This is a genomic window from Isoptericola sp. Y541 (assembly GCF_059445465.1).
Genome location: NZ_JCAIUJ010000003.1, coordinates 199,885 through 221,333 on the forward strand (window position 1 = coordinate 199,885; position 21,449 = coordinate 221,333).

Here is a 21,449-nt window from a genome sequence, read left to right on the forward strand (position 1 = left end):
TCAGACCGTCCTCCGATCTGCCGGCGGGTTCAGCCGTGTCGGGCATCCCGGCGCTCGCGGACCTCGCCCAGCCAGCGCTGCAGCTCGACGGCGAGGGCGACCGGTGCGTCGAGCTGCACCAGGTGTCCGGCGCCGGGCAGCAGGCGCGCTTCCGCGTGCGGCAGGGCGTCGGCCAGCCGCTGCGCCCGGTCCGCGGGGATCCAGGTGTCCTGCTCGCCCCACAGGATGCGGGTGGGCACGTCCAGGCCACCGAGCAGGGGCTCGACCTGGGCCGTGTACCGCTCGTCGGCCTGCGCGATCTGCCGGTAGAAGGCCGTCTGCCCCTCCTCGCCGGTCCAGGGCGTGACGAGGGCCTCGAGGTGCTCCGGTCGCAGGTCGCGGTACGCCGCGGAGCGTACGTACGCCTCCAGGGCGCCGCGGTGTACCGCGGCCGGCAGCCGCGCGAGGACGTCGGGGTGCTCGCGCACCAGCGTGAAGAAAGGCGATCCCCACGGGCGCAGCGCCACCACGTCCACCAGGCACAGCGACGCGTACCGCGCGCCGTGCAGCAGCGCCGCGCGCAGGCTCACCGCCCCGCCGTAGTCGTGCGCGACGACGTGCGGGCGGGACGGCTCCTCGGTCGGGTCCGAGGCACCGGACGGAATCGACCACGACCGGCCCCAGTGCTCCAGCAGCGCCGCGAAAAGCTCGCCCTGCACCCCCAGGTCGACGGCGTGCTCCGGGCGCTTGGACGACGCCCCGTAGCCGGGCATGTCCCACAGGTGCACGGTGTGCTCGGCGGCGAGGGCGCGCGCGTAGGGCTCCCAGAGCCACGACGACCAGGGAGTGCCGTGGCAGAAGACCAGGGGCGGGCCCGAGCCGAACGAGGTCCAGGCCACGTCGCGCCCCCGCCACGTGAAGCGCTGGTCGAGGAGCGTCCCGGGGGCTGCGGCGTCGATCATGTCGGCGATGCTAGGCGGCGGACCGCGCGTACGGGCGCCGGGCATGCGACGGCCGGGTCAGCCCAGCTGGCCGGTGAGCAGGGCGTCCCCGAGCCGGGTGCGGGCGTGCAGCATCCGGTTGCCCTCTCGCCGGGAGGAGACCAGGCCCGACTCGCGCAGCACGGTGGCGTGCCGGCTCGCCGTGGCCGGGGTGACTCCCAGCGCGGTCGCGAGCTCGGTCGTGGTACGGCGGCGGTCCAGCACCTCCAGCACCCGGGCGCGCGTCGGGCCGATGAGCTGCGCCACGGGCGGCCGTTCGTGCGGGTCGACCGGGTCGACCGGGTCGAGCCGGTCGAGCCTGGCCGAAGCCAGCCACCCCGGCGCCGGGTCGATCGGGTACACCAGGACGGGGTCCAGGGCGTCGTCGGCCAGCACCACCGGCGCCAGCACGCAGAAGAACGACGGCAGCACCGTGAGCGGCCGGTCGTCCAGGCAGATGGATCGCGTCACCGGGTACCAGCCCACCCACGCCTCGTCGTCGCGGCGCAGCATCGGGTCGAAGGTGCCCATGAGGCCATGCATGCCACCCCGGCGTAGCGCGGCATCGCGCGCCTGCTGGTCCGCCGCCACCGCGGCGCCCGTCACCCGCGCATACGGGGCCACCGCCACCTCGTGGTAGCGGCGCAGCGCGCCCGCGAGCCACCGCATCGCCTCCACCTCGCCGCTCGCGATGCGGCGCACCCACGGCGGAGCACCCGCCGGGAACGTGAGCGCCAGCTCCCGCGTCAGGCGCCGCCTCGGCGTGCTCGCCACCCGTTCGACGGCCCCCTCGAGGCCGTCGTCGTCCCCGTCCATCGGGAGCGGGGTGAGGAAGTCCGGGAAGTACGACGCCCAGGGCGCGAGCCGCGCCAGGGCCGCCACCGTCCTCGTCAGGCCCGACGCCGCGAGCTGCGCCCGCACCCGACGCCGCCACGGGTCGAACGCCAGCGCGCTCTGCCGGTTCTGCAGCAGGTGGAGGCTCAGCACCGTGTCCCACATCGGGTCCGGGTGCGCGGGCGCACGCAACCGGGTCAGGTCCTCGGCCGTGAGGTCGATCGTGAGCATGGCGCCACCACCCCCGTCTCGACCGCCCACGCTAGTCGCCCGCGGCATCACTCACCCGTGTTTGCGCCCTCGTCGAATCTCGCGGCCGCCGGTGTCGTCGCCGTCCTTCTCACCCTCTCGTTCGGTGTACGGCGGCCGGAGCCTCCTGATGCCGCCCCCGGACGAGGAGCTTCCATGGGCCTGCACGTCGACCCGGCCTCCGTGTGCCTGCTGATCGCCGTCGCCTTCGGGGCCGGGTGGCTCGACGCCGTCGTCGGGGGAGGTGGTCTCGTGCAGGTGCCCGCGCTCCTGCTGGCGCTGCCTACCGCCCCGGTCGCCACGGTGCTCGGCACCAACAAGCTCGTCGCGATCACCGGCACCTCGGGCGCCGCCCTCACGTACGTCTCCCGCGTCGGCCTGGACCGGCGCCGGGCGTTGGCCGCGGCCGCCCTGGGGCTGCCGACCGCCCTGGTCGGTGCCGCCACCGCGTCCCACCTGCCCCGCGACGTCATCGTGCTGGTCGTCGCCGTCACCCTCGTCGCCGTGGGGGTGTGGGCCGTCGTGACCCGGGCGGGCGACCAGAGCCCGCGCGGTTCAGGGCGCAGGTCGGGGCACCGGGCCCGGCACGGCGCGCCCGCCCCCGCGTGGCGGGCGACGCTCGTGCTCGCCGTCGGCGCGTCGGCCGTCGGCTTCTACAGCGGGGTGGTGGGCTCCGGCACCGGGGTGCTGCTGGTGGCCCTGTTCGTCACGGCGCTCGGCACCGACTTCCTGCGCGGCTCGGCGATGGCGAAGGTCGTGAGCCTGGGCAGCGACCTCGGGGCCCTCGCGCTGTTCGGCGCCCTCGGGCACGTGCTGTGGCTGCTCGGTGCGGGGATGGCGGTGGCGAACGTGGCCGGCGGCATCGTGGGCGCGCGCACCGCCCTGGCCCGCGGCGCCGGGTTCGTGCGCGTCGTGCTGCTCCTCGTGGTCCTGACGCTCGTCGTCAAGCTCGTGTACGACCAGTGGCTGGCGGGCTGACTGGCGAACTGACCGGGCAGCGGCAGGTCAGGGGGAGTGCACGGTCGGGTCGTCGCGCAGGACGTCGAGCAGCAGCGCCAGGATGGCGTCGGGGCGCTCGAGCACCGGCAGGTGCCCCGCCCAGTCCAGCAGGGTGAGCTCCGCCCCCGGCACGGCCTCGGCGACGTGCCGGGCGCACGCGCGCAGGAAGTCCATGTCGTGCGCGCCCTCGACGACGAGCGTCGGCACGTGGATCGCGACGAGCTCGGCGTCGCCGACCTCGACCGGATCCGGTCCTGGCTCCGGCAGGCCGTCGGCGCTCGCGGCCGCGTCGGCCGCCAGCTGCACCTCGAACGCGCGGCGCTGCATGGCCGCGAGCGCCTCCCGTGCCGCGTCGTCGGCGTCCGGCCCGAGCCACGTGTCCACGTTGAGCCGCACCGCCCCCTCCACGTCGCCGACCGTCAGGAGCCGGTCCTCCTCGGCGTCGAAGGCGTCGGAGTCCGCCGTGTCCGGCACGCCCGGGGCGGCAGGGCACAGCAGCACCAGCTCGCGCACCCGCTCCGGGTGCGCGGTGGCGAGCTCGAGCGCGACCTTGCCGCCGAACGACGCGCCCACGACGACGGCATCGGGCACGTCGAGCGCGTCCAGCAGGGCCGCCAGGTCGCCGGCGTTCGTGTACGTGCCGGGGGCGAGCGGCGAGTCGCCGTAGCCGCGCAGGTCGGGGCGGATCACGTGGAACGCGTGGGCGAGGGACGGCGCGACGGCGTCCCACATGCGACGGTCGGCGACGCCGGCGTGCACCAGCAGGACGGCGGGGGCGCCGGCGTCGCCGGCGACGTCGTGGGCCAGGCTCGGCAGCGGGGTGATGTCCACCGGGCGATTCTTGCAGGTCGCCGCCCCGGAGCACCGCCGGTGCCAGAATGACGCACGCCGCGAGCGGCAGGTGCTCGCGGGCGTCGCTACATTGGGGTCGGGCTCGCCGAAGGAGCGACATGCCGGTCGAGAGCGTTCACCGCGGTTCGGACTCGCGCTACGTCGCGCGGGTCTGGCGCGGGCGCACGTCGGGCGCCGGGACCATGACGTCGGTCGCGACGTCGCAGTGGGAGCTGGTCTTCTGGCGGGACGGCCCGGCGATGCACGCCGCGGTCCGTGGCCCCGAGACCGTGGCGACGACGGCGCGGATCTCGGGCGAGTCGGACTCGTTCGGCATCACGTTCGCGCACGGCACGACGATGCCGCACCTGCCGGCCGCCGGCCTCGTCGACGGCGAGCTGGAGAGCCCGCACGTCACGGCCGGCAGCTTCGTCCTGCGGGGCGAGGAATGGCCGATCCCACGGGCCGACGACGCCGAGCTGTTCGTCGACCGGCTGGTGCGGGCCGGCGTGCTCGTGCGGGACCCGCTGGTCGACGAGGTCGTGTGGGGCGGGGTCGCAAGGGTGGGCTCGCGGTCCGTCCAGCGCCGCGTCGCCGCGACGACCGGGCTCACGCAGGGCATGATCCGGCAGATCGACCGAGCCCGCGCCGCCGCGGTGCTGCTCCGGGAGGGAGCCGAGCCGCTGGACGTCGTGCATCGGCTCGGGTATTTCGACCAACCGCACCTCGCGCGGTCCCTGCGGCGCTTCATCGGCCGCACCGCGACGCAGCTCGTGCGGCCTCGCGCCACGGCGGTGGACCTCGCCCGCGGCGTGCCCCACGCCATGTCGCTCCTGTACAAGCCGGAGCGGCCGACGTCTTCCTAGCGTGGACGCGTCGCGGTTCCCGCCGCGAGCGCCCTACCCGGGAGGCACTGTCGTGACCACCAGCATGACCACCAGCACCGTCACGTCGCCCGACGGCACCCCGATCGCCTGTTCGACCTGGGGCTCCGGCGACCCGATCGTCATCGTCGACGGCGCGACCGCCCATCGCGCCACCACCCCCGAGAACGCCGCGACGGCCGAGCTGCTGGCCGACGAGTTCCTCGTGATCAACTACGACCGCCGCGGTCGCGGGCAGAGCGGTGACGCGCGGCCCTACGCCGTCGAGCGGGAGCTCGAGGACCTCGCGGCGGTCATCGACCAGGCCGCCGGTGGCAGCCCGGCGACCACGGTGTTCGGCTGGTCCTCCGGCGGCAACCTCGCGCTCAACGCCGCCCAGGCGGGCGTCCCCGTGGCGCGCCTCGCGCTGTTCGAGCCGAACGCCGTGGTCGACGCCGACCGGCCGCCGCTGCCCGCGGACTACGTCGAGCGACTGGACGACGCCGTCGCCGCCGGACGGCCCGGGGACGCAGTCGCGCTGTTCCTGACCGCGGCCGTGGGCCTGCCGCCGGAGGCCGTCGCCGAGGTGCGGCAGGACGCCGGGACGTGGTCCGGGCTGGAAGCGGTCGCACCCACCATCGCCTACGACGGCCGCCACGTCGCCGATGTGATGTCGGGCCGGCCGCTGCGCCCGGACCTGTGGGACCGGGTCGAGGTGCCCGTGCTGGTCATGCACGGCACCGGCACCTGGCCGTTCCTCGCGTCCGCCGCCCGCGCCATCAGCGCGCACCTGCCCACCGCGACCCTGCGCCCCGTGCCGGGCGAGGACCACACCACGACGCCCGAGGTGCTCGCCGCCGCGCTGCGCGCCTTCGCCACCCAGCACCGGTACGACCAGCACCGACACGAGGAGGCCTGACATGGGCAGCGTCGTGGTCACCGAGTTCATCTCGCTGGACGGCGTGGTCGAGGCGCCGGGCGGCGAGGACTTCCGGTACCCGGACTGGAGCTTCGAGGCCGACCGCGGGCCCGACGGCGAACGCTTCAAGGAGACCGAGGCGCTGGGGGCCGCCGCCCTCCTGCTGGGGCGCCGCACCTACGAAGGGTTCGCCGAGGCCTGGCCGCAGTACGAGGGCGAGCTCGCCGACAAGTACAACGGCATGCCGAAGTACGTCGTCTCGAGCACCCTCACCGATCCCCGCTGGTCCGGGACGTCCGTGCTGTCGGGCGGCCTCGTCGACGCCGTCACCCACCTGCGGCAGGACGTCGACGGCGAGATCTCCGTGCCCGGCAGCATCCGGCTCGTGCAGGGCCTGCTGGCGCACGACCTCGTCGACGAGATCCACCTGATGACGTTCCCCGTCGTCCTGGGGCACGGGCGCACCCTGTGGCCGCCGACCCCGGACAAGACCGCGTGGCGCCTCGTCGAGGCCACCACGTACGGGGACGGGGTGCTGGTCACCATCCACCGGCGGGCGCGCCGATGAGCCCCACCGTGAGCGCGCAGGCGGTGACCTCGCACGCCCTGGCCGCGGCCCTCGCCCTGATCGTCACCGCGGCGTCCCAGCCCGCGTCCCCGTCCACCTCCGAGACCGTGCCCGCACCGCCCTCGAGCCCCGCCGTCGTGCGGGTCGACTCCGGGTGGCTGCGCGGGCACGCGGACGGCGACCACGTCACCTACTCGGGCGTCCCGTACGCCGCCCCGCCCGTCGGCGAGCGCCGCTGGCGGCCGCCGGCACCACCGCGGGACTGGGCGGGCGTGCGGGACGCGACCGCCCCGAGCCCGCTGTGCCCCCAGCGTGGTGAGGGCGGTCCGGGCGACGTCCTCGGGCAGGAGGACTGCCTGGTGCTCGACGTCACCGCGCCCGCCCACGCCCGCCACGGCGAGCGCCTGCCCGTGCTCGTGTGGCTGCACGGCGGCGGCCTGGACTCCGGCGGAGCGGCCCGCTTCGACGGGGCACGGCTCGCGACCGAGGGTGGCCTGGTCGTGGTGACCGTGAACTACCGCCTCGGCGCGCTCGGGTTCCTGTCGACGAAGGCGCTGGGCCCGCTCCGCGGCAACTACGGCCTCATGGACCAGGCCGCCGCGCTGCGATGGGTACGGCACAACGCCGCGAGCTTCGGCGGCGACCCCCGCAACGTCACCCTCGCGGGGCAGTCGGGCGGCGCACGGTCCGTCTGCGCGCAGCTCGCCGCCCCGACGTCGAAGTCGCTCTTCGACCGGGCGATCGTGCAGAGCGGCGCCTGCGCCAACCCGGTCCCGGACCGCGCCCGCGCCCGCGAGTTCGGCGACCGCGCCGTCGCGCACCTCGGGTGCGCCGCCGCGGACGACGTCGCCGCGTGCCTGCGCCGCACCAGCCTGCCCGGCCTCGTCACGGCGCTCGCGGGCGTCGGGTACGGGCTCACCGAGGCCTCCGGCGACCGCCCGTGGAACCCCGTCGCGGGCACGCCGTTCCTCCCGCAGCAACCCCTCGACGCGCTCCGCCGGGGCGCCGCCGCCCGGGTCCCGCTCCTCGTGGGCGGCACGCGCGACGAGATGCGCGTCTTCGTCCACGGCCGGGAGCCCGGCCTCACCGCCGAGCGCTACCGAGCCCTCCTGGCGGACGCCTTCGGCACCGACGCCCGGGCCGTCCTGGACGGCTACCCGCTCACCGACCACGACAGCCCCACGTTGGCGCTCGCGGCCGTGCTCGGCGACTGGGGCGCGCAGATCGGGGCGTGCCCGGTGCTGCGCACGGCCCAGGCCGCCGCACCCCACCAGCCCGTCCACGTGTACGAGTTCGCCGAGGACGCCGGCCCGGCGCCCGAGGACGGGTTCCCCCGGGGGGCCTTTCACGGCCTCGAGCTGCCGTACCTGTGGGCCCTCATCGGGGAACACCAATATCCGCCGCTCGGCCCCGCGCAACAGAGGCTGTCCGCGACGATGATCGACTACTGGGCGGCGTTCGCGCGCACCGGCGACGTCAACGGGCCCGACCGTCCGCGCTGGCCCCGCTTCGGCCCCGAGCAGACGGTGATCGGGCTCTCGACGACGGGGATCGGCCCGACGTCGTTCGCGGCCGACCACCAGTGCGATCTCTGGGCCGACCTCGGCGGCCCGGAGCCTCGACCGCCGCGCGTGCCCGTGCCCCGTGGGCTTGACTGAGGGCGTGAAGCACCTCGGATTCCTGTCCTTCGGCCACTGGACGCCGCACCCGCAGTCGGCCACCCGCTCCGCGTCGGACGCGCTGCTGCAGTCGATCGACCTCGCTGTCGCGGCCGAGGAGCTCGGCGCCGACGGCGCGTACTTCCGGGTGCACCACTTCGCCCGCCAGCTCGCGTCCCCGTTCCCGCTGCTCGCCGCCGTCGGCGCGCGCACTCACCGCATCGAGATCGGCACGGCCGTGATCGACATGCGCTACGAGAACCCGCTGTACATGGCGGAGGACGCCGGCGCCGCCGACCTCATCGCCGGCGGGCGTCTGCAGCTCGGCATCAGCCGCGGGTCGCCCGAGCAGGTGGTCGACGGCTTCCGTCACTTCGGCCACGAGCCGGCGCCGGGGGAGACCGACGCCGACATGGCGCGCCGGCACACCGCCCGGTTCCTCGAGCTGCTCGATGGCGAGAGGTTCGCCGAACCCAGCCCCCGGCCCATGTTTCCCAACCCGCCCGGGCTGCTGCGGGTCGAGCCGCACTCCGAGGGGCTGCGCGAGCGGATCTGGTGGGGCGCCGGCAGCCGCGCCACCGCGGAGTGGACGGCCGCCCAGGGCATGAACCTCATGAGCTCCACCCTGCTCACCGAGGACACCGGCGTGCCGTTCCACCAGCTCCAGGCTGAGCAGATCCAACGCTTCCGGGACGCCTGGGCGGCCGCGGGCCACGGGTGGGAACCGCGCGTGTCCGTGTCGCGGAGCATCTTCCCCATCACCGACGACCGCGACCGCGCCTACTTCGGCATGGAGGCCGCCAGCACCGACCAGGTCGGCGTGCTCGAGGGGGTGCGCGCCCGGTTCGGCAAGACCTACGCCGACGAGGTGGACGACGTCGTGGCCGACCTCGCCGGCGACGAGGCCGTCGCCGCCGCCGACACCCTGCTGCTCACCGTGCCCAACCAGCTGGGCGTCGAGTACAACGCGCACGTGATGGAGAACGTCGTGCAGCACGTGGCGCCCGCCCTCGGCTGGCGCTGAACCGCCTCAGGACAGCGCGGCACCGGACGTCTCGAGCAGCACCGGGGGAGAGGCCCGGAAGTCGCCCCACCGCGCCCACGACGGCACTACCCGCACCACGACGATCCCCGGGTCTGCCAGCGAGGCTGCGAACTGCGGGAAGGCCGCCCGGTAGGCGTCGGCGCAGCGGGCACGCTCCGCGCCGTCCGGCACGTCCGCCACCCCCTCGGCCTGCAGCGTCGTGCCGTCCGCGCCGCCGACCACCACCGCGACGCGCGCGTCCCGCGCCAGGTTCGCCACCTTCCGCGACGACGCCCGCGCGTCGAACACGAGCTCGCCCCGCTCCGTGACCGCCAGGGCGAGGTACGCCGCCTGCGGCGCGCCCGCGGGCCCCAGCGTGCAGACCACGCCGTCCCCCCGCTCACGCACGTGCGCGACCACCCGCGCCAGGTCCAGGCCCCGCTCCGGTCCCTGCTGCCCGCCAGGACGATCCGAGGACGTCATGGTCGGACCCTAGCGGGGCACGTCGCCCGCCCCGCCGCCGTGCCACCGGTCCAGCAGGGCCACCAGGACCCGCACCGCCGACCCCCGGTCCACCACGTGCACCCCGTCCCACCCCTCCGCGGGTCCGCCCGACGCCGCGACGAACCGGCCGCGCTGCGACTCCCAGCGGCCCCAGTGCCGGGCGAACGACCGGGCCCGCACCACCCTGCCCCGCGCCGACTGCCCCGACAGTGCCTCGGACCGGCCCGCGTCGACCATCACCAGCACCGACCATCACCAGCACCGACCATCACCAGCACCGGCCGCCACCCGCACCGCCGCGCCAGACGCGCCCACAGCCACCGCCGCAGCGGCGACGTCGCCGGGTCGTGCACCACCACGACGCCGCGAGCGCCGCCGTTGCGCGGGGGACCCGCCGCCACCTCCCGCACCACCCGCACCAGGTGACGCCCGTGCACCAGCGGCCGGTAGAGGGCGTACGGCACCCCCCGCGGCAGCCGACAGGCCAGGTCGTGCCGCACCGTCTCGCTGTCCAGCAACCGGACCTGCGGCCGTCGTGCGGCCACCCGGACCAGGGCCGTGCTCTTGCCCGCGCCGGGGACGCCGCCCACCAGCACGAACTTGGCACGCCCCGTCCGCGGTGGCACCCGGGTCGTGACCGTCGTCGTCATCCGCTTCGCTCATCCCTCCGTGTCCGTGTACCAGTCACCGCGCCCAGGCTGCCAGGCACACATGAGGGCCCGATGAGACGCTCCGCCCAGCCCGGGTGGCACCATGCCGTGCATGGCCCCCACCACCCCCGTCCGGCTGCTCGACGCCGACCTGCCCCTCGTCGCCGCACCCATGGCCGGCGGCGCCACCACCGACGACCTCGTGGACGCCGTCACCGACGCCGGGGCCTTCGCCTTCCTCGCCGGCGGCTACCAGGCCCCCGAGGCGCTCGCCGCACACATCGAGCACGCGCGGGCCACCGGGCGCCCGTTCGGCGTCAACCTCTTCGTCCCCGACCGCGCCACCCCCGACCCCGCGGCGCTCGCGGCCTACGCCCGGCGGATCGCGCCCGAGGCCGCGGCGCACGGCGTCACGCTCGACCCGACCCCGATCCACGACGACGACGCGTGGGCGGCCAAGCTCGACCTGCTGCGCGCCGACCCCGTGCCGGTGGTCTCGTTCACGTTCGGGCTCCCGCCGGCGGCCGAGGTCGCCGCGCTGCGGGCCGCGGGCTCCGTCGTCCTGGTCACGGTGACGACGCCGGCGGAGGTGGCCGCCGCGCAGGAGGTCGGCGCCGACGGCCTCGTGGTCCAGGGCCCGCACGCGGGCGGGCACAGCGGTACCTGGGACCCCGCTCGGGTCGTGCGCGACGACGCGACTCACGACGTCGTGTCCGCCGTCCTGGCGCGCACGACGCTGCCGGTGGTCGCCGCCGGGGGAGTCGACGGGTCCGGGGCGGTCGCCCGGCTGCTGCGGGCCGGCGCGCAGGCCGTCGCCGTCGGGACGCTGCTGCTGCGCACCGACGAGTCCGGCGCCTCGGCGACGCACCGCGCCGCCCTCGCCGACCCCCGGTACGACCGCACCGTCGTCACCCGCGCCTTCACCGGCCGGCCGGCCCGGTCGCTGCGCAACGGCTTCGCCGCCCGGCACGGCGACGAGGCGCCCGTCGGGTACCCCCAGGTGCACCACCTGACGCGCGAGCTGCGCCGTCGCGCCGCCGCCGCGGGGGACGCGGACCGGCTGCACCTGTGGGCGGGCGCGGGGTTCCGCCACGCCGTCGAGGGCCCGGCCGCCGTCGTGGTGCGGGACCTCGCGTCCGGGCTGTGAGCGCGGCGCGCGACGCCGCCGTCCGGGGCTTCGGTAGGTTGCCGCCATCGCACGCTCCGACGCGTCGCCGGCACCGGCCGGGGCAGCCTGGGCCCACTCAAGGAGGAGAACGATGACGGGACGGTTCGAGGGGCGCGTCGCGCTGATCACCGGCGGCGGGCACGGGATCGGGGCAGCCGCCGCGCGCCGGCTGCACGCCGAGGGGGCCACGGTGGTCCTGGCCGACGTCGACACCGAGGCGGCGCAGCGCGTCGCAGCCGGGTTGTCGACCGACGCCGGCGGCCCCGACGACCGCGTCTCGGCCGTCGCGTGCGACATCACGGACACCGCGTCGGTGGAGGCCGCCGTCGCGACGACGGTGCGCCGGCATGGCCGGCTCGACGTTCTGGTCGGCGTCGCCGGTGGGACCGGGCCCCACCCCAGCCTCCTCGAGGGGATGAGCGACGAGGACTGGGCGGCCGGGGTGGACCTCAACCTCGCCGGCCCGGCCCGTTGCGTCCGGGCCGCGGCCCCGCACCTGCCGCGGGGCGGATCCATCGTGCTGGTCGGCTCGGTGAACGGGCTGCAGGCCTTCGGCGACGAGGACTACTCCGCCGCGAAGGCGGGCCTGGTATCGCTGGCGCAGAACCTCGCGGTGCGCCTGGGGCCGCGCGGGGTGCGGATCAACGTGGTCGCGCCGGGCACCATCCGCACCCGGGTCTGGGAGCCGCAGGGCGGCCCGGACCGGCTCGCGGTGCTGTACCCGCTCGGCCGGGTGGGGGAGCCCGAGGACGTCGCGGCCGCGATCGCCTTCCTCGCCTCCGACGACGCGTCCTGGATCACCGGCACCACCCTCCCGGTGGACGGCGGGGTCCTGGCTGGCCCGCTCGCGAGCTTCGAAGGGCTGGGCGGAAGCAGGCGCGACCTGCCGCCCACGGACGAAGATGTCACTGATCGTTGACATCTTGCGGGATGTTACTTAGCGTTGACATCGCACGGAATGTCGCCTGGCGTTGACATCCGCCGCGCACGCCACACCGGAGGCGCCAGGAACCCGGGGGAGGGGAGAGCCGTGATCGTCACGAACGCCGAGCAGCTCGGCGCGCTGCTGCGCCGCGCCCGCAGGGACAAGGGGATGACGCAGGCGGCGCTCGCGGCCGCCGTCGACGTCTCGCGCCAGTGGGTCATCGCCGCGGAGGCGGGCGCGCCGACCGCCAGGCTCGACCTGATGCTGGACGCGCTGCGGGCCGTCGACCTCGCCGTCGACGTCGTCCCGGACGAGCCCGACGACGCGCTGGAGACGGTGCTGGGGCGTGCGCGTGACTGATCGCACCGCTGACCGCCTCGACGTCTGGCTCGACGGGCACCGCGCCGGGACGCTCGAGCGCCGACGGGGCGGCGACGTCGCCCTCGAGTACGCGGCCGCGTACCAGGGCCTGCGCGCCGCGGCGTCGCTGTCAGTCAGCATGCCGCGGCACGTGACCCATCACGGGCCCGACGTCGTCATGCCCTGGATCGACAACCTCCTGCCGGACAACGACGGCGTGCGGGCTCGGTGGGCCGCGCAGTTCGACGAGCGCCGCCCGACCGCGTTCAACCTGCTCCGGCACATGGGCGCCGACTGCGCGGGCGCCGTGCAGGTGCTGCCCGAGGGCGACGCGCCCGCCGACGGCGCGGGCAGCCGGCGGCTGGGGGAGGCGGAGGTCGCGGCACACCTGCGCGAGCTGCGCGCGGACGACAGCTCGTGGGCGTTCGAGCAGCACGGCGGCCGATTCTCGCTCGGTGGGCAGCAGGGCAAGTTCGCCCTCACCCGCGGCCCCGACGGCGCGTGGCACCAGCCCACCGGCCGCGCCGCGAGCACGCACATCTTCAAGATCGGGATCGACGGCGTCGCGCACTCGGACGCCGCGGAGCTCGTCACGATGCGCGCCGCGCGGGCCCTCGGCCTCCCGGTCGCGCACGTGGAGTCGGCCTGGTTCGAGGACCAGGCCGCGGTCGTCGTGGAGCGGTTCGACCGGCTGCCGACGGCGGACGGCCAGGTGCGGCGGCTGCACCAGGAGGACCTGTGCCAGGCCCTCGGCCTGTGGCGCTCCGCCAAGTATGAGGCGGACGGCGGCCCCGGCGTCCGCGAGATCGCGGCCCTGCTCGCGCGGACGGTCGACCGCCGCGACCTCATCCGCTCGCGCGACGACTTCGCCCGGGCCGTCGTCTTCAACTGGGTGGCGGCCGGCACCGACGCGCACGCGAAGAACGTGGCGCTCCTGCACGTCGGGGCACGCACCGTCCTGGCACCCCTGTACGACCTGGTCGGCGCGAGCCTCCTGTGGCCGCCCGACGAGATCAGGTACAAGGGTCGCCTCGCGATGAAGCTCGGCGGCGAGTCGCCGTCGCGGGGGAGCGGGACCTCATCGACGACGCCGTCGCGGCCGAGTTCGTCGACCGCACGGCACGCCGGGCCGAGGACGTCGCGCGCACCTTGCGTGCCCCGGGGCCCGAGGGGGTACCTGCTGACCGAGCCGACGGGGCGGCAGCCTCAGGCGGGGGCACCTGGGTCCCCGCGCACACCCGTGACGGCCGGCCGGTCGCCGGTCACTGGCGCGCCAGGCCCGGGCGATGACGTGACGATCGCTAGGCGCTCGGGGCCTCGGCAGCTCGCTTGATCGAGGCGGCCTCCGTCCCGACATCACTGTTCATCAGCGTCCGCGTCAGCCGCCAGACGATCCCGGACAGTGGACCGGACATGGTCAGGGCGAGAGTGAGCCGGCTCCCGTCGGTTGCGGCTCGATCAGGTACGTGGCGGTGTTCGTGACGCGCTCGACGTCGATCACCACCGCCCAGACCCGCTCGGGCGGGGCGGCGACGGTGATGGTGTGACTCAGCCCGGGCATACTGAGGTAGTACCGGTCACGGGCCCCGCGCTGCGTCCATCGCAGAGAGCTGCCGCGAACCGACCATACGCAGGACCATCGACACGTGTGTCCAGGGAGTCGCACCTACGGTGAGGGGATGCGTGTCGACGTCGGTGGCCTGAGCATCGCTGTCGAGCGCGCCGGGGCGGGCCCCGCGGTGGTGCTGACCCACGGCTTCGTCGGGAACGCACGGTCGACGTGGGGCGCGCAGATCGACGCGCTCAGCGACGAGTTCACCGTGATCGCGTGGGACGCGCCGGGCGGGGGAGCGTCGTCGGACGTCCCAGAGGAATTCGACATGGCCGCCTACGCCGACTGTCTCGCCGGCCTGCTGCGGGAGCTCCGCGTGGGACGGGCGCATCTCGTCGGTCTGTCGTTCGGTGCGGCCCTGGTGCTGGCAGTGTTCCACCGGCGTCGCGAGCTCGCGTCGTCGCTCGCGCTGGTGAGCGGGTACGCAGGCTGGGTCGGCTCGCTCGGGGCCGAGGAGGCCGACCGGAGGCTCGCTCGCTCGCTGGAGGCGTCGCGGCTCCCGCCCGACGAGCTCGTGGCCGCACTGGGGCCGTCCATGTTCTCGCCGTCGGCGACGGGGGAGCGGGTGACCGCCTTCCTCGACAGCGTCCGCGCGACACGCCCCGCCGGGTTCCGGGCGATGGCGCGTGCCAGCCATGACGACCAGCGCCACGTGCTGCCGGAGATCGACGTGCCGACGTTGCTCCTGTACGCCACCGGCGACGTCCGGGCACCGGTCTCCGTCGGCGAGGCGATCCACGAGCAGGTGCCGCGGTCCGAGCTCGTCGTGCTGACGGGACCGGGGCATGCCAGCACCGTAGAGGCGCCGGACGACGTCACCCGCGAGCTACGACGGTTCCTGCACTCGGTAGCGCCCTAGCGCCCTAGCGCCCTGAGCGCGCTCTCTAGGCACTGGCGTGAGCTGGTAGAGGTGCGTGCTCATGAGGTGCGAGTGTGGGCTCGCTAGGGTCGGCTCGTGACCGACGCAAACCCTGCTGCACTACGTCCACATAATCCTCGGTGGGCGTCCCAAGCGGAGAGCTGGCTGGATCGGATCGCGTACGCGTTGAGTGACCTGCCTGGTGGTGGCGCGGCAGCTCTTGACCATATCGGCTCGACGTCAGTCGCCGGCCTTGCGGCCAAGCCCTTCGTGGACCTCCAGGTGCGGATCGATCCGCTACCGGGGGAAGAGTCGCTCAGGGAGCGGCTTCAACCGTTGGGCCTCGTGCGTGCACATGGCGCGCGGCCCGACTCGCCGGGGGTGTACACCGACGTGCCGCGCGGTGACGACGATCGGCTTCCTCTGGAGGTGTGGGAGAAGCGTCTCTACGTCCATCCCGAGCAGAACCTGATCCTGCACGTGCGACGCGCAGATTCGCCGTGGGGCCTGTACACGGTCTGGTTCCGAGACTGGCTTCGTGAGGATGTCGCTGCTCGTGCTCGGTACGAGGGGATCAAGAGGCGGCTCGCCGCGCAGAACGCCGGCAAGGACGATTACGACGACTACACGCGCGCGAAGAGTCTGTTCTTCGACGAGGTTGAGGGAGAGTTCGTCACCTGGGCGAAGGCGCGCTAACGGCGGTAGGGACGAATGCTCTCACACGAGCGACTCGCACTAGTTATCAGCCGATAATGCACATTATGTCATTACGGCGAAAGGATCGGCCGTGTAGCCCTCCTCCGGGCGGCCCCTCGTGATCGCCCATCGTGCACCCTCGCCGACGCACGACCACACCGTCGCGACGCCCTCACACATAGTTCGCGGCTCGCGCGTTTCGCCTTGGGACGACGCCTTGCGCAGCCCGGCGTGCGTCGCCCGATGTCACGGACGGCGACGCATCGCTGACGACGCCGGCTCGCACGTCGGCTCACACCTCAGCACGCGCTGCCGCCGACAGCTGTCGTCACGTCCTGCTCACGCCGCTCCGGCGCCCGGCGCGCTGGATGGCGCTCGACGTCGCCCGCGCGTCCCCCGCCGGATGGATATACATCGACGTGACGGTCGACGTCACGCCGCCGATAGCTCGGGAACCGATGGCTCCGCGAACCGATAGCTCTCGGACCGGTGTGGCAGTGCCGGCGTGCAGCGGGCCTTCGCATCGGCCGCCCGGTTGCGCTACGCTGAATCGGACATTGCTCGCAAACCATTGTGTATGGCACAACACAGTGGTCTCACGACAGTGCTCCGAGGTCACGCGAACGGCCCCGCGGACGTCGCGGCCTACCACGACTGCGAGGCACCCCTGCTGCCGGCACCGCGTGTCGGTCCCCCGCCATAGCGTGACGACATGTCCACCACCCGCGCCGGGCTCACGTTCAGCGTGTTCCCCACCTCGATCGGCCACTGCGCCCTCGTCTGGCGCGAGCCGTCCGTCGTCGTCGGGTCGGCACTCCCCCAGGGCTCGCCCGCCGACGCGCGACGCGCCGTCGCCCGGTGGCATCCCGAGGCCCAGGAGATCGCCCCCGCAGGCCCGGGCGCGCAGGGCGTCGCCGCCGTGGTCGAGCTGCTCGACGGCGGCACCCGCGATCTGGCGGAGCTCGAGGTGGACATGAGCGGCGTGCCCGAGTTCGACCGGCACGTCTACGAGGTGGTCCGCACCATCCCGCCCGGATCGACCCTCACCTACGGCGAGGTCGCGGCGCGCCTCGGCTCGCCCGGAGCGGCGCAGGCGGTGGGTCAGGCGATGGGGCGCAACCCGTTCCCGCCGGTCGTGCCGTGCCACCGGGTGCTCGCGGCGGGCCGGCAGGTGGGCGGGTTCTCCGCCCGCGGCGGCCGCCGCACCAAGCTGCGGATGCTCGAGATCGAGGGCGTCCATCTCGAGCAGCCCACGCTGTTCGACCTCTGACGGGCACAGGGCGTGTCGGTACCCGCGCCTACCCTGGTCCCGGGCCGTGCGGCGAGCGTCGCCGCAGGTCACCGGCGCGCGCGGACATGGCGGAGCGGCGGAGGATCATGCGCGCAGGAGGACGAGATGGTTGCCCCGCCCCGGCTGGATCGCATCGGCGTCGACATGGCGGTCGATCGCTACCTCGCCACGGTCCGCGTGGAGAGCATCCGGGGGGTCCTCTCCCCCGCCACCGCCCGCAGCTACGAGCGCGACATCGCCGAGCTCGCCCGCCTCGTCGGGGGCGGTCGCGTCCTCGACGACATCACGGGCGACGACGTCGATGACGCCCTCGTGCGGTACCAGTCCAGTCCTGACCTGCGCTTCGCCGACCCCGCTCGGAAGGGCGCGCCGGGCCGGTCGGTCGCTACGGTCAACCGCTTCCGGCAGTCGGTCAGCCGGTTCTTCGCGCACGCCGCCCGTCAGTGCTGGGTGCAGGCCGACCCGATGCAGTGGGCGGCGCCGCCGGCCCGGTCGCGGGACCGCCTGCGCGTCGAGCGCACGGCGCTGTCGGCGTCCGCGGCCGGCGCTCTGCTGCAGGCGACCACGACGGCGCCGTCCATCGGGGCCGGCGGAGCGTCGTCCGGTGTGCCGCGTCGCGGACAGCGGGCCGACCAGGCGCTGGCCCAGCGCGACCGGCTCGTGATCGCTCTCCTCCTCGTCCTCGGGCCCAGGGTCTCCGAGCTCGCCCGCGCCGATGTCGCGGACTTCACCCGCGAGCCCGAGGAGACGCGGTGGCGCATCGTCGGCAAGGGCGGCGCTACCCGCACGGTGGCGCTCTCACCGCCCCTGGCGGCGTCCCTGGAGGACTACCTCCGCGACCTCAGGCCCCGCCTCGCGGCACGCCGGCCCGACGACCCCGACGCGCAGCGCGCCCTCCTGCTCACCTGGCGGGGCCGCCGTGTCGACACCCAGACGATCCGTGCCCTCCTGGCGCGCGCCGTCGACCGGATGCCCGTCACATACCGCCGCCCGGCCACGCCGCACGCCCTGCGCCACACGACCGCCACCCTGCTCGTGGCCGAGGGCTGGGACGTCAAGGTGGTCGCCGAGCTGCTCGGCCACCGCTCCATCGCCACCACCGGGGTCTACCTGGACCGCATCGAGGGCGAGCTCGCCGCCGCGATCCGGTCCCACCCGCTCTCGGCCGGGCTCGCCGCGGGCACGAGCGTCGAGGACCGCTGAATCCTATGATCTGGCGAGACGCCAGAGCGAGGTGACCTCCGCGGCGCGGGCAGCGTGAAGGGGGTCGGTGGTGTCGCTCGCTCGCGGATGCCGCGGCCGGGTGTCGGACTTGTCCACCACCCGCAGGCCCGCTGCCTCGATGCCGTCCAGCAGCTCGCCGCGCGTCCTGAGTCCGAGGTGCTCGGCCAGGTCCGACAGGACGAGCCATCCTTCACCTCCCGGTTCGAGGTGCGCGGTAAGCCCGTCCAGGAAGTTGCGGAGCATGCTGCTGCCCGGGTCGTAGACACCTTGCTCGACAGCCGAGGTGGGCCGGGCAGGAAGCCAGGGCGGGTTGCAGACGATGAGGTCCGCGCGCCCTTCGGGAAAGAGGTCGGGGCCCACGACATCGATGCGCCCGGTGTACTGCAGTCGGCGGACATTCTCTCGTGCGCAGGCCAGGGCACGCGGGCTGATGTCGGTGGCAACGACGGGGTCGAAGCCCCGCCGGGCCAGAACGGCGGCGAGCACTCCTGTCCCCGTCCCGAGGTCGAACGCGGCACGGCGACCCCCACGGGCCGCCGGCGCCGGGAGCGCTGCCCGGGCGACGAGGTCGATGTACTCGCCCCTGACCGGGGAGAACACGCCGTAGTGCGGGTAGATGCGAGCGTCGAGGAAGGGAACCTCCACGCCCTTCGTGCGCCACTGATGGGCTCCGATCACGCCCAACAGCTCTGTGAGCGAGATCGCCATCGGCTCGGACGAAGCTCCGTACGCCTCGGTGCACGCCTGGCGCACATCCGGGGCTCTGCGCAGGTTCAGGCTGTAGTCGTCTTCCAACCGGACGAGGAGCATCCCGAGCACGCGGGCACGGTGGCTGCGTGCCCTGCGGTGCAGGTGGAAGGACTCTGCCGGGTTGTCGCCTGGCCGGGACGCCTTCCGGTCGATGCGGCGGCCCAGCGCTTGCAGCAGCTGACGTGCGTTGTGGAAGTCGCCCCGCCACAGCAGGGCGGTTCCTTCGCAGGCCAGACGGTAGGCAGCATCGGCTCTCATCTCGTCGTCCGCGTCGACGACCTGGCGGGGTGGCGGCATCTCGCTCTCGGAGTGCCAGCGGGCGGAACGGAGGGTGTTCGTCTCGGTCCAGTGGATCGTGGACACCACGTGCTCCTCGTGATCGTATGGGCTGCACGGAGAGGCTATCCCCGCCCAGCGCGGTTCATCGGCGCGGGTGACATCAGTGACGAGCCCGACAGTTCGGCGCGCGCTGCCCCAGGCCGCTGGATACCGTGAGCCTCGTGCCGTCACGCCTCACCCGTCTCCGCAACCCTGTCCGACTCCAGATCGACTGGCCGGCCCTGCGCCGCTACGCCACCCGCGGAGCGGTGCTCGCGGCCGCCGTGCCGGTGGCCGCGGCCGCGACCGTGATGGCGCTCGAGCGGTTCCGCCGCCACCAGTACCCCCTGGACGCGGCGTTCCCCACGGCTCCTCCGGCGTCCACCCAGATCGGGGACACGACCGCGACGGTCTACACCTACGGCGCCGATCTGTACGCCGCGATGCTCGATGCCATCCGCGGGGCGGAGCGCGAGATCTTCCTCGAGACGTACATCTGGAAGAACGACGAGGTCGGCCAGGAGTTCAAGCAGGCGCTCGCCGAGGCGTCGGCACGCGGCGTCTCCGTGTACGTCGTCTTCGACGGCTTCGCGAACCTGGTGATCCCCCGGCGCTTCTACGACATGCCCGCCGGGGTGCACGTGCTGCGCTTCCCCGCGATGCGACCCGGGCTCCTCATGCTCGACGTACGCCGCTCGGGCCGGGACCACCGCAAGATCCTCGTGGTCGACGACGAGGTCGCGTTCGTGGGCGGGTACAACATCGGCTCCCTGTACGCCACGCAGTGGCGCGACACGCACCTGCGCCTCTCCGGCCCGTCCGCCTGGGAGCTGCGCAACGCGTTCGTCGACTTCTGGAACCGCTGGCGCGGCCCGCGCCTGCCCGTGCTCCAGGACGTCGGCTCGGTGCTGTGGCTCCCCGGTCTGCGGGCGGCCCGCAACGCGCCCTCGGAGCTGGTCTTCCCCATCCGCGGCATCTATCTCGACGCGATCGACCGAGCGTGCTCGCACGCCTACATCACGCAGGCCTACTTCATCCCCGACGAGGACATCCAGGCGGCCCTCCTGGCCGCCGCGACCCGTGGCGTCGACGTGCGCGTGCTGGTGCCGGAGCGGTCCAACCACGTGGTCGCGGACTGGCTCGCGCGCGGGCACTACTCCACGCTGCTGCGCGGCGGGGTGCGGATCTTCCTCTACCAGGGCGCGATGATCCACGCGAAGACGGCCACGATCGACGGCCGGTGGAGCACGGTCGGCACGGCCAACATCGACCGGCTGAGCCTCACCGGGAACTATGAGATCAACCTCGAGGTGGTCGACGAGGGGCTCGCTGCCCAGCTCGAGGCCGCATTCCGGATGGACGAGTCCAACTCCCGTGAGCTCACGCTCTCCGAGTGGCGGCGCCGCCACCCGCTGTCCAAGGTGGCCGAGCGGCTGATGTCCCCGCTGCGCCCACTCCTCTGACCTGGCGGCTCCGGTCGGTCAGCCGGCGTTGCGCGCGGCGCGTCGAGCGGCGAGCTCGTCACCCTCCGTCGAGGCCGGCTCCTCGTCCTCCAGCGACTCCGTGGGCATCGACGACAGCGTGCCCTCGATGTCGCGCCACACGCGGCCGACGGCGATGCCGAACACGCCCTGCCCGCCCTGCACGAGGTCGACGACCTCGTCCGGAGACGTGCACTCGTACACCGACGCTCCGTCGCTCATGAGCGTGATCTGCGCGAGGTCGTCCACGCCCCGTTCGCGGAGGTGCGTGACGGCGCTGCGGATCTGGTGCAGCGAGACGCCCGTGTCGAGGAGTCGCTTGACGACCTTGAGCACGAGGATGTCGCGGAAGCTGTAGAGGCGGTGCGTCCCGGAACCGGTCGCAGGGCGGATGGAAGGCTCAACCAGCCCCGTACGCGCCCAGTAGTCGAGCTGCCGGTACGTGATGCCGGCGACCCGGCACGCGGTGGTGCCACGGTATCCGGTCGCAGCGTCCTGTTCCGTGAGGTCCTCGCCGAAGAGGAGCCCTTGAGCGCCGTGCGGCACGACGGCACCTGTGGGGACGCTGGCCTCACCACTGCTGTTCACTGTGCCTCCTGGTATGTCGAGTCCACGCTAGGTCGCCCTCAGGGGGTCGTCAACGACGTCGGCTCCGAACGGGACCGCGTGTCGCGCCGTCCGAGGCCGCTCCAGCCCACCCTCGCGCT

At 74.2% G+C, this 21,449-nt stretch carries 24 protein-coding genes; 15 read left to right on the top strand and 9 right to left on the bottom strand.

What is annotated here, in order from left to right; translation table 11 throughout:
* Positions 1-29 precede the first annotated feature (29 nt).
* Both AC1C2V_RS09305 and AC1C2V_RS09310 read right to left on the bottom strand, forming a co-directional pair.
* The gene (locus AC1C2V_RS09305; protein ID WP_495389308.1) at positions 30-941 is read right to left on the bottom strand and encodes an alpha/beta fold hydrolase; all 912 of its coding nucleotides are present in this window, start codon (positions 939-941) and stop codon (positions 30-32) included.
* Positions 942-998: 57 nt separating this feature from the next.
* Positions 999-2,024 carry an ArsR/SmtB family transcription factor gene (locus AC1C2V_RS09310; protein ID WP_495389309.1) on the bottom strand — a complete coding sequence of 342 codons (1,026 nt, stop codon included), beginning with the start codon at positions 2,022-2,024 and terminating at the stop codon, positions 999-1,001.
* Between the two features lie 174 nt (positions 2,025-2,198).
* On the opposite strand from AC1C2V_RS09310, the gene AC1C2V_RS09315 reads away from it, so the two are divergent.
* Positions 2,199-3,020, top strand: coding sequence for a TSUP family transporter (locus tag AC1C2V_RS09315; RefSeq protein ID WP_495389310.1), 822 nt, complete (start codon positions 2,199-2,201; stop codon positions 3,018-3,020).
* Between the two features lie 27 nt (positions 3,021-3,047).
* On the opposite strand, the gene AC1C2V_RS09320 is transcribed toward AC1C2V_RS09315, so the two are convergent.
* Complete coding sequence (locus AC1C2V_RS09320; RefSeq protein WP_495389311.1) at positions 3,048-3,872, bottom strand: alpha/beta fold hydrolase; 825 nt, start codon at positions 3,870-3,872, stop codon at positions 3,048-3,050.
* 119 nt (positions 3,873-3,991) lie between these two features.
* Here AC1C2V_RS09320 and AC1C2V_RS09325 point away from each other — a divergent pair, with 119 nt between their 5' ends.
* From AC1C2V_RS09325 to AC1C2V_RS09345, 5 genes are all read left to right on the top strand, one after another.
* Positions 3,992-4,738 carry a helix-turn-helix transcriptional regulator gene (locus AC1C2V_RS09325; protein ID WP_495389312.1) on the top strand — a complete coding sequence of 249 codons (747 nt, stop codon included), beginning with the start codon at positions 3,992-3,994 and terminating at the stop codon, positions 4,736-4,738.
* Between the two features lie 64 nt (positions 4,739-4,802).
* The gene (locus AC1C2V_RS09330) at positions 4,803-5,654 is read left to right on the top strand and encodes an alpha/beta fold hydrolase (RefSeq protein ID WP_495389313.1); all 852 of its coding nucleotides are present in this window, start codon (positions 4,803-4,805) and stop codon (positions 5,652-5,654) included.
* Position 5,655: 1 nt separating this feature from the next.
* Positions 5,656-6,222, top strand: coding sequence for a dihydrofolate reductase family protein (locus tag AC1C2V_RS09335; RefSeq protein ID WP_495389314.1), 567 nt, complete (start codon positions 5,656-5,658; stop codon positions 6,220-6,222).
* 8 nt (positions 6,223-6,230) lie between these two features.
* The gene (locus AC1C2V_RS09340) at positions 6,231-7,880 is read left to right on the top strand and encodes a carboxylesterase/lipase family protein (RefSeq protein ID WP_495389315.1); all 1,650 of its coding nucleotides are present in this window, start codon (positions 6,231-6,233) and stop codon (positions 7,878-7,880) included.
* A gap of 4 nt (positions 7,881-7,884) precedes the next feature.
* Positions 7,885-8,904, top strand: coding sequence for an LLM class flavin-dependent oxidoreductase (locus AC1C2V_RS09345; protein ID WP_495389316.1), 1,020 nt, complete (start codon positions 7,885-7,887; stop codon positions 8,902-8,904).
* A gap of 6 nt (positions 8,905-8,910) precedes the next feature.
* On the opposite strand, the gene AC1C2V_RS09350 is transcribed toward AC1C2V_RS09345, so the two are convergent.
* The 3 genes from AC1C2V_RS09350 to AC1C2V_RS09360 are packed head-to-tail and all read right to left on the bottom strand — an operon-like array spanning position 8,911 to position 10,058.
* Positions 8,911-9,387, bottom strand: coding sequence for a pyridoxamine 5'-phosphate oxidase family protein (locus tag AC1C2V_RS09350; protein WP_495389317.1), 477 nt, complete (start codon positions 9,385-9,387; stop codon positions 8,911-8,913).
* 9 nt (positions 9,388-9,396) lie between these two features.
* A complete protein-coding gene (locus AC1C2V_RS09355; RefSeq protein WP_495389318.1) occupies positions 9,397-9,648 on the bottom strand; it encodes a hypothetical protein in 252 nt (83 codons plus the stop codon).
* Entirely contained in the window at positions 9,645-10,058 is a 414-nt protein-coding gene (locus AC1C2V_RS09360; protein ID WP_495389319.1) for a P-loop nucleotide/nucleoside kinase family protein, read from the bottom strand. Before AC1C2V_RS09360 ends, AC1C2V_RS09355 begins: the two co-directional genes overlap by 4 nt.
* Positions 10,059-10,170: 112 nt before the next feature.
* Here AC1C2V_RS09360 and AC1C2V_RS09365 point away from each other — a divergent pair, with 112 nt between their 5' ends.
* From AC1C2V_RS09365 to AC1C2V_RS09380, 4 genes are all read left to right on the top strand, one after another.
* Positions 10,171-11,205: a nitronate monooxygenase gene (locus AC1C2V_RS09365; RefSeq protein WP_495389320.1), complete on the top strand. Its 1,035-nt coding sequence runs from the start codon at positions 10,171-10,173 to the stop codon at positions 11,203-11,205.
* Between the two features lie 112 nt (positions 11,206-11,317).
* Complete coding sequence (locus AC1C2V_RS09370; RefSeq protein WP_495389321.1) at positions 11,318-12,145, top strand: SDR family NAD(P)-dependent oxidoreductase; 828 nt, start codon at positions 11,318-11,320, stop codon at positions 12,143-12,145.
* 111 nt (positions 12,146-12,256) lie between these two features.
* Positions 12,257-12,511, top strand: a complete 255-nt coding sequence (locus AC1C2V_RS09375; RefSeq protein WP_495389322.1) for a helix-turn-helix transcriptional regulator — start codon at positions 12,257-12,259, stop codon at positions 12,509-12,511.
* Entirely contained in the window at positions 12,504-13,844 is a 1,341-nt protein-coding gene (locus AC1C2V_RS09380) for a HipA domain-containing protein (protein WP_495389323.1), read from the top strand. The genes AC1C2V_RS09375 and AC1C2V_RS09380 overlap by 8 nt, the downstream gene beginning before the upstream one ends.
* Before the next feature lie 84 nt (positions 13,845-13,928).
* On the opposite strand, the gene AC1C2V_RS09385 is transcribed toward AC1C2V_RS09380, so the two are convergent.
* The gene (locus AC1C2V_RS09385) at positions 13,929-14,072 is read right to left on the bottom strand and encodes a hypothetical protein (RefSeq protein WP_495389324.1); all 144 of its coding nucleotides are present in this window, start codon (positions 14,070-14,072) and stop codon (positions 13,929-13,931) included.
* Between the two features lie 118 nt (positions 14,073-14,190).
* On the opposite strand from AC1C2V_RS09385, the gene AC1C2V_RS09390 reads away from it, so the two are divergent.
* The 4 genes from AC1C2V_RS09390 to AC1C2V_RS09405 all read left to right on the top strand — a co-directional run bounded on the left by AC1C2V_RS09390 (position 14,191) and on the right by AC1C2V_RS09405 (position 18,172).
* The gene (locus tag AC1C2V_RS09390) at positions 14,191-14,982 is read left to right on the top strand and encodes an alpha/beta fold hydrolase (RefSeq protein WP_495389325.1); all 792 of its coding nucleotides are present in this window, start codon (positions 14,191-14,193) and stop codon (positions 14,980-14,982) included.
* Between the two features lie 96 nt (positions 14,983-15,078).
* Entirely contained in the window at positions 15,079-15,678 is a 600-nt protein-coding gene (locus tag AC1C2V_RS09395) for a GrpB family protein (RefSeq protein ID WP_495389326.1), read from the top strand.
* A 712-nt stretch (positions 15,679-16,390) separates the two neighbouring features.
* Complete coding sequence (locus tag AC1C2V_RS09400; RefSeq protein WP_495389327.1) at positions 16,391-16,948, top strand: methylated-DNA--[protein]-cysteine S-methyltransferase; 558 nt, start codon at positions 16,391-16,393, stop codon at positions 16,946-16,948.
* A gap of 126 nt (positions 16,949-17,074) precedes the next feature.
* Positions 17,075-18,172 carry a tyrosine-type recombinase/integrase gene (locus tag AC1C2V_RS09405; protein WP_495389328.1) on the top strand — a complete coding sequence of 366 codons (1,098 nt, stop codon included), beginning with the start codon at positions 17,075-17,077 and terminating at the stop codon, positions 18,170-18,172.
* 3 nt (positions 18,173-18,175) lie between these two features.
* Here AC1C2V_RS09405 and AC1C2V_RS09410 read toward each other — a convergent pair whose 3' ends face one another.
* Positions 18,176-19,306, bottom strand: a complete 1,131-nt coding sequence (locus AC1C2V_RS09410) for a methyltransferase (RefSeq protein ID WP_495389329.1) — start codon at positions 19,304-19,306, stop codon at positions 18,176-18,178.
* Positions 19,307-19,443: 137 nt separating this feature from the next.
* On the opposite strand from AC1C2V_RS09410, the gene AC1C2V_RS09415 reads away from it, so the two are divergent.
* Positions 19,444-20,724 (top strand): phospholipase D-like domain-containing protein, encoded by a 1,281-nt coding sequence (locus AC1C2V_RS09415; RefSeq protein ID WP_495389330.1) that lies wholly within the window; start codon positions 19,444-19,446, stop codon positions 20,722-20,724.
* Positions 20,725-20,742: 18 nt separating this feature from the next.
* Here the strand turns inward: AC1C2V_RS09415 and AC1C2V_RS09420 are convergent, their stop codons facing one another.
* Complete coding sequence (locus AC1C2V_RS09420; RefSeq protein ID WP_495389331.1) at positions 20,743-21,330, bottom strand: MerR family transcriptional regulator; 588 nt, start codon at positions 21,328-21,330, stop codon at positions 20,743-20,745.
* Positions 21,331-21,449: the final 119 nt, after the last annotated feature.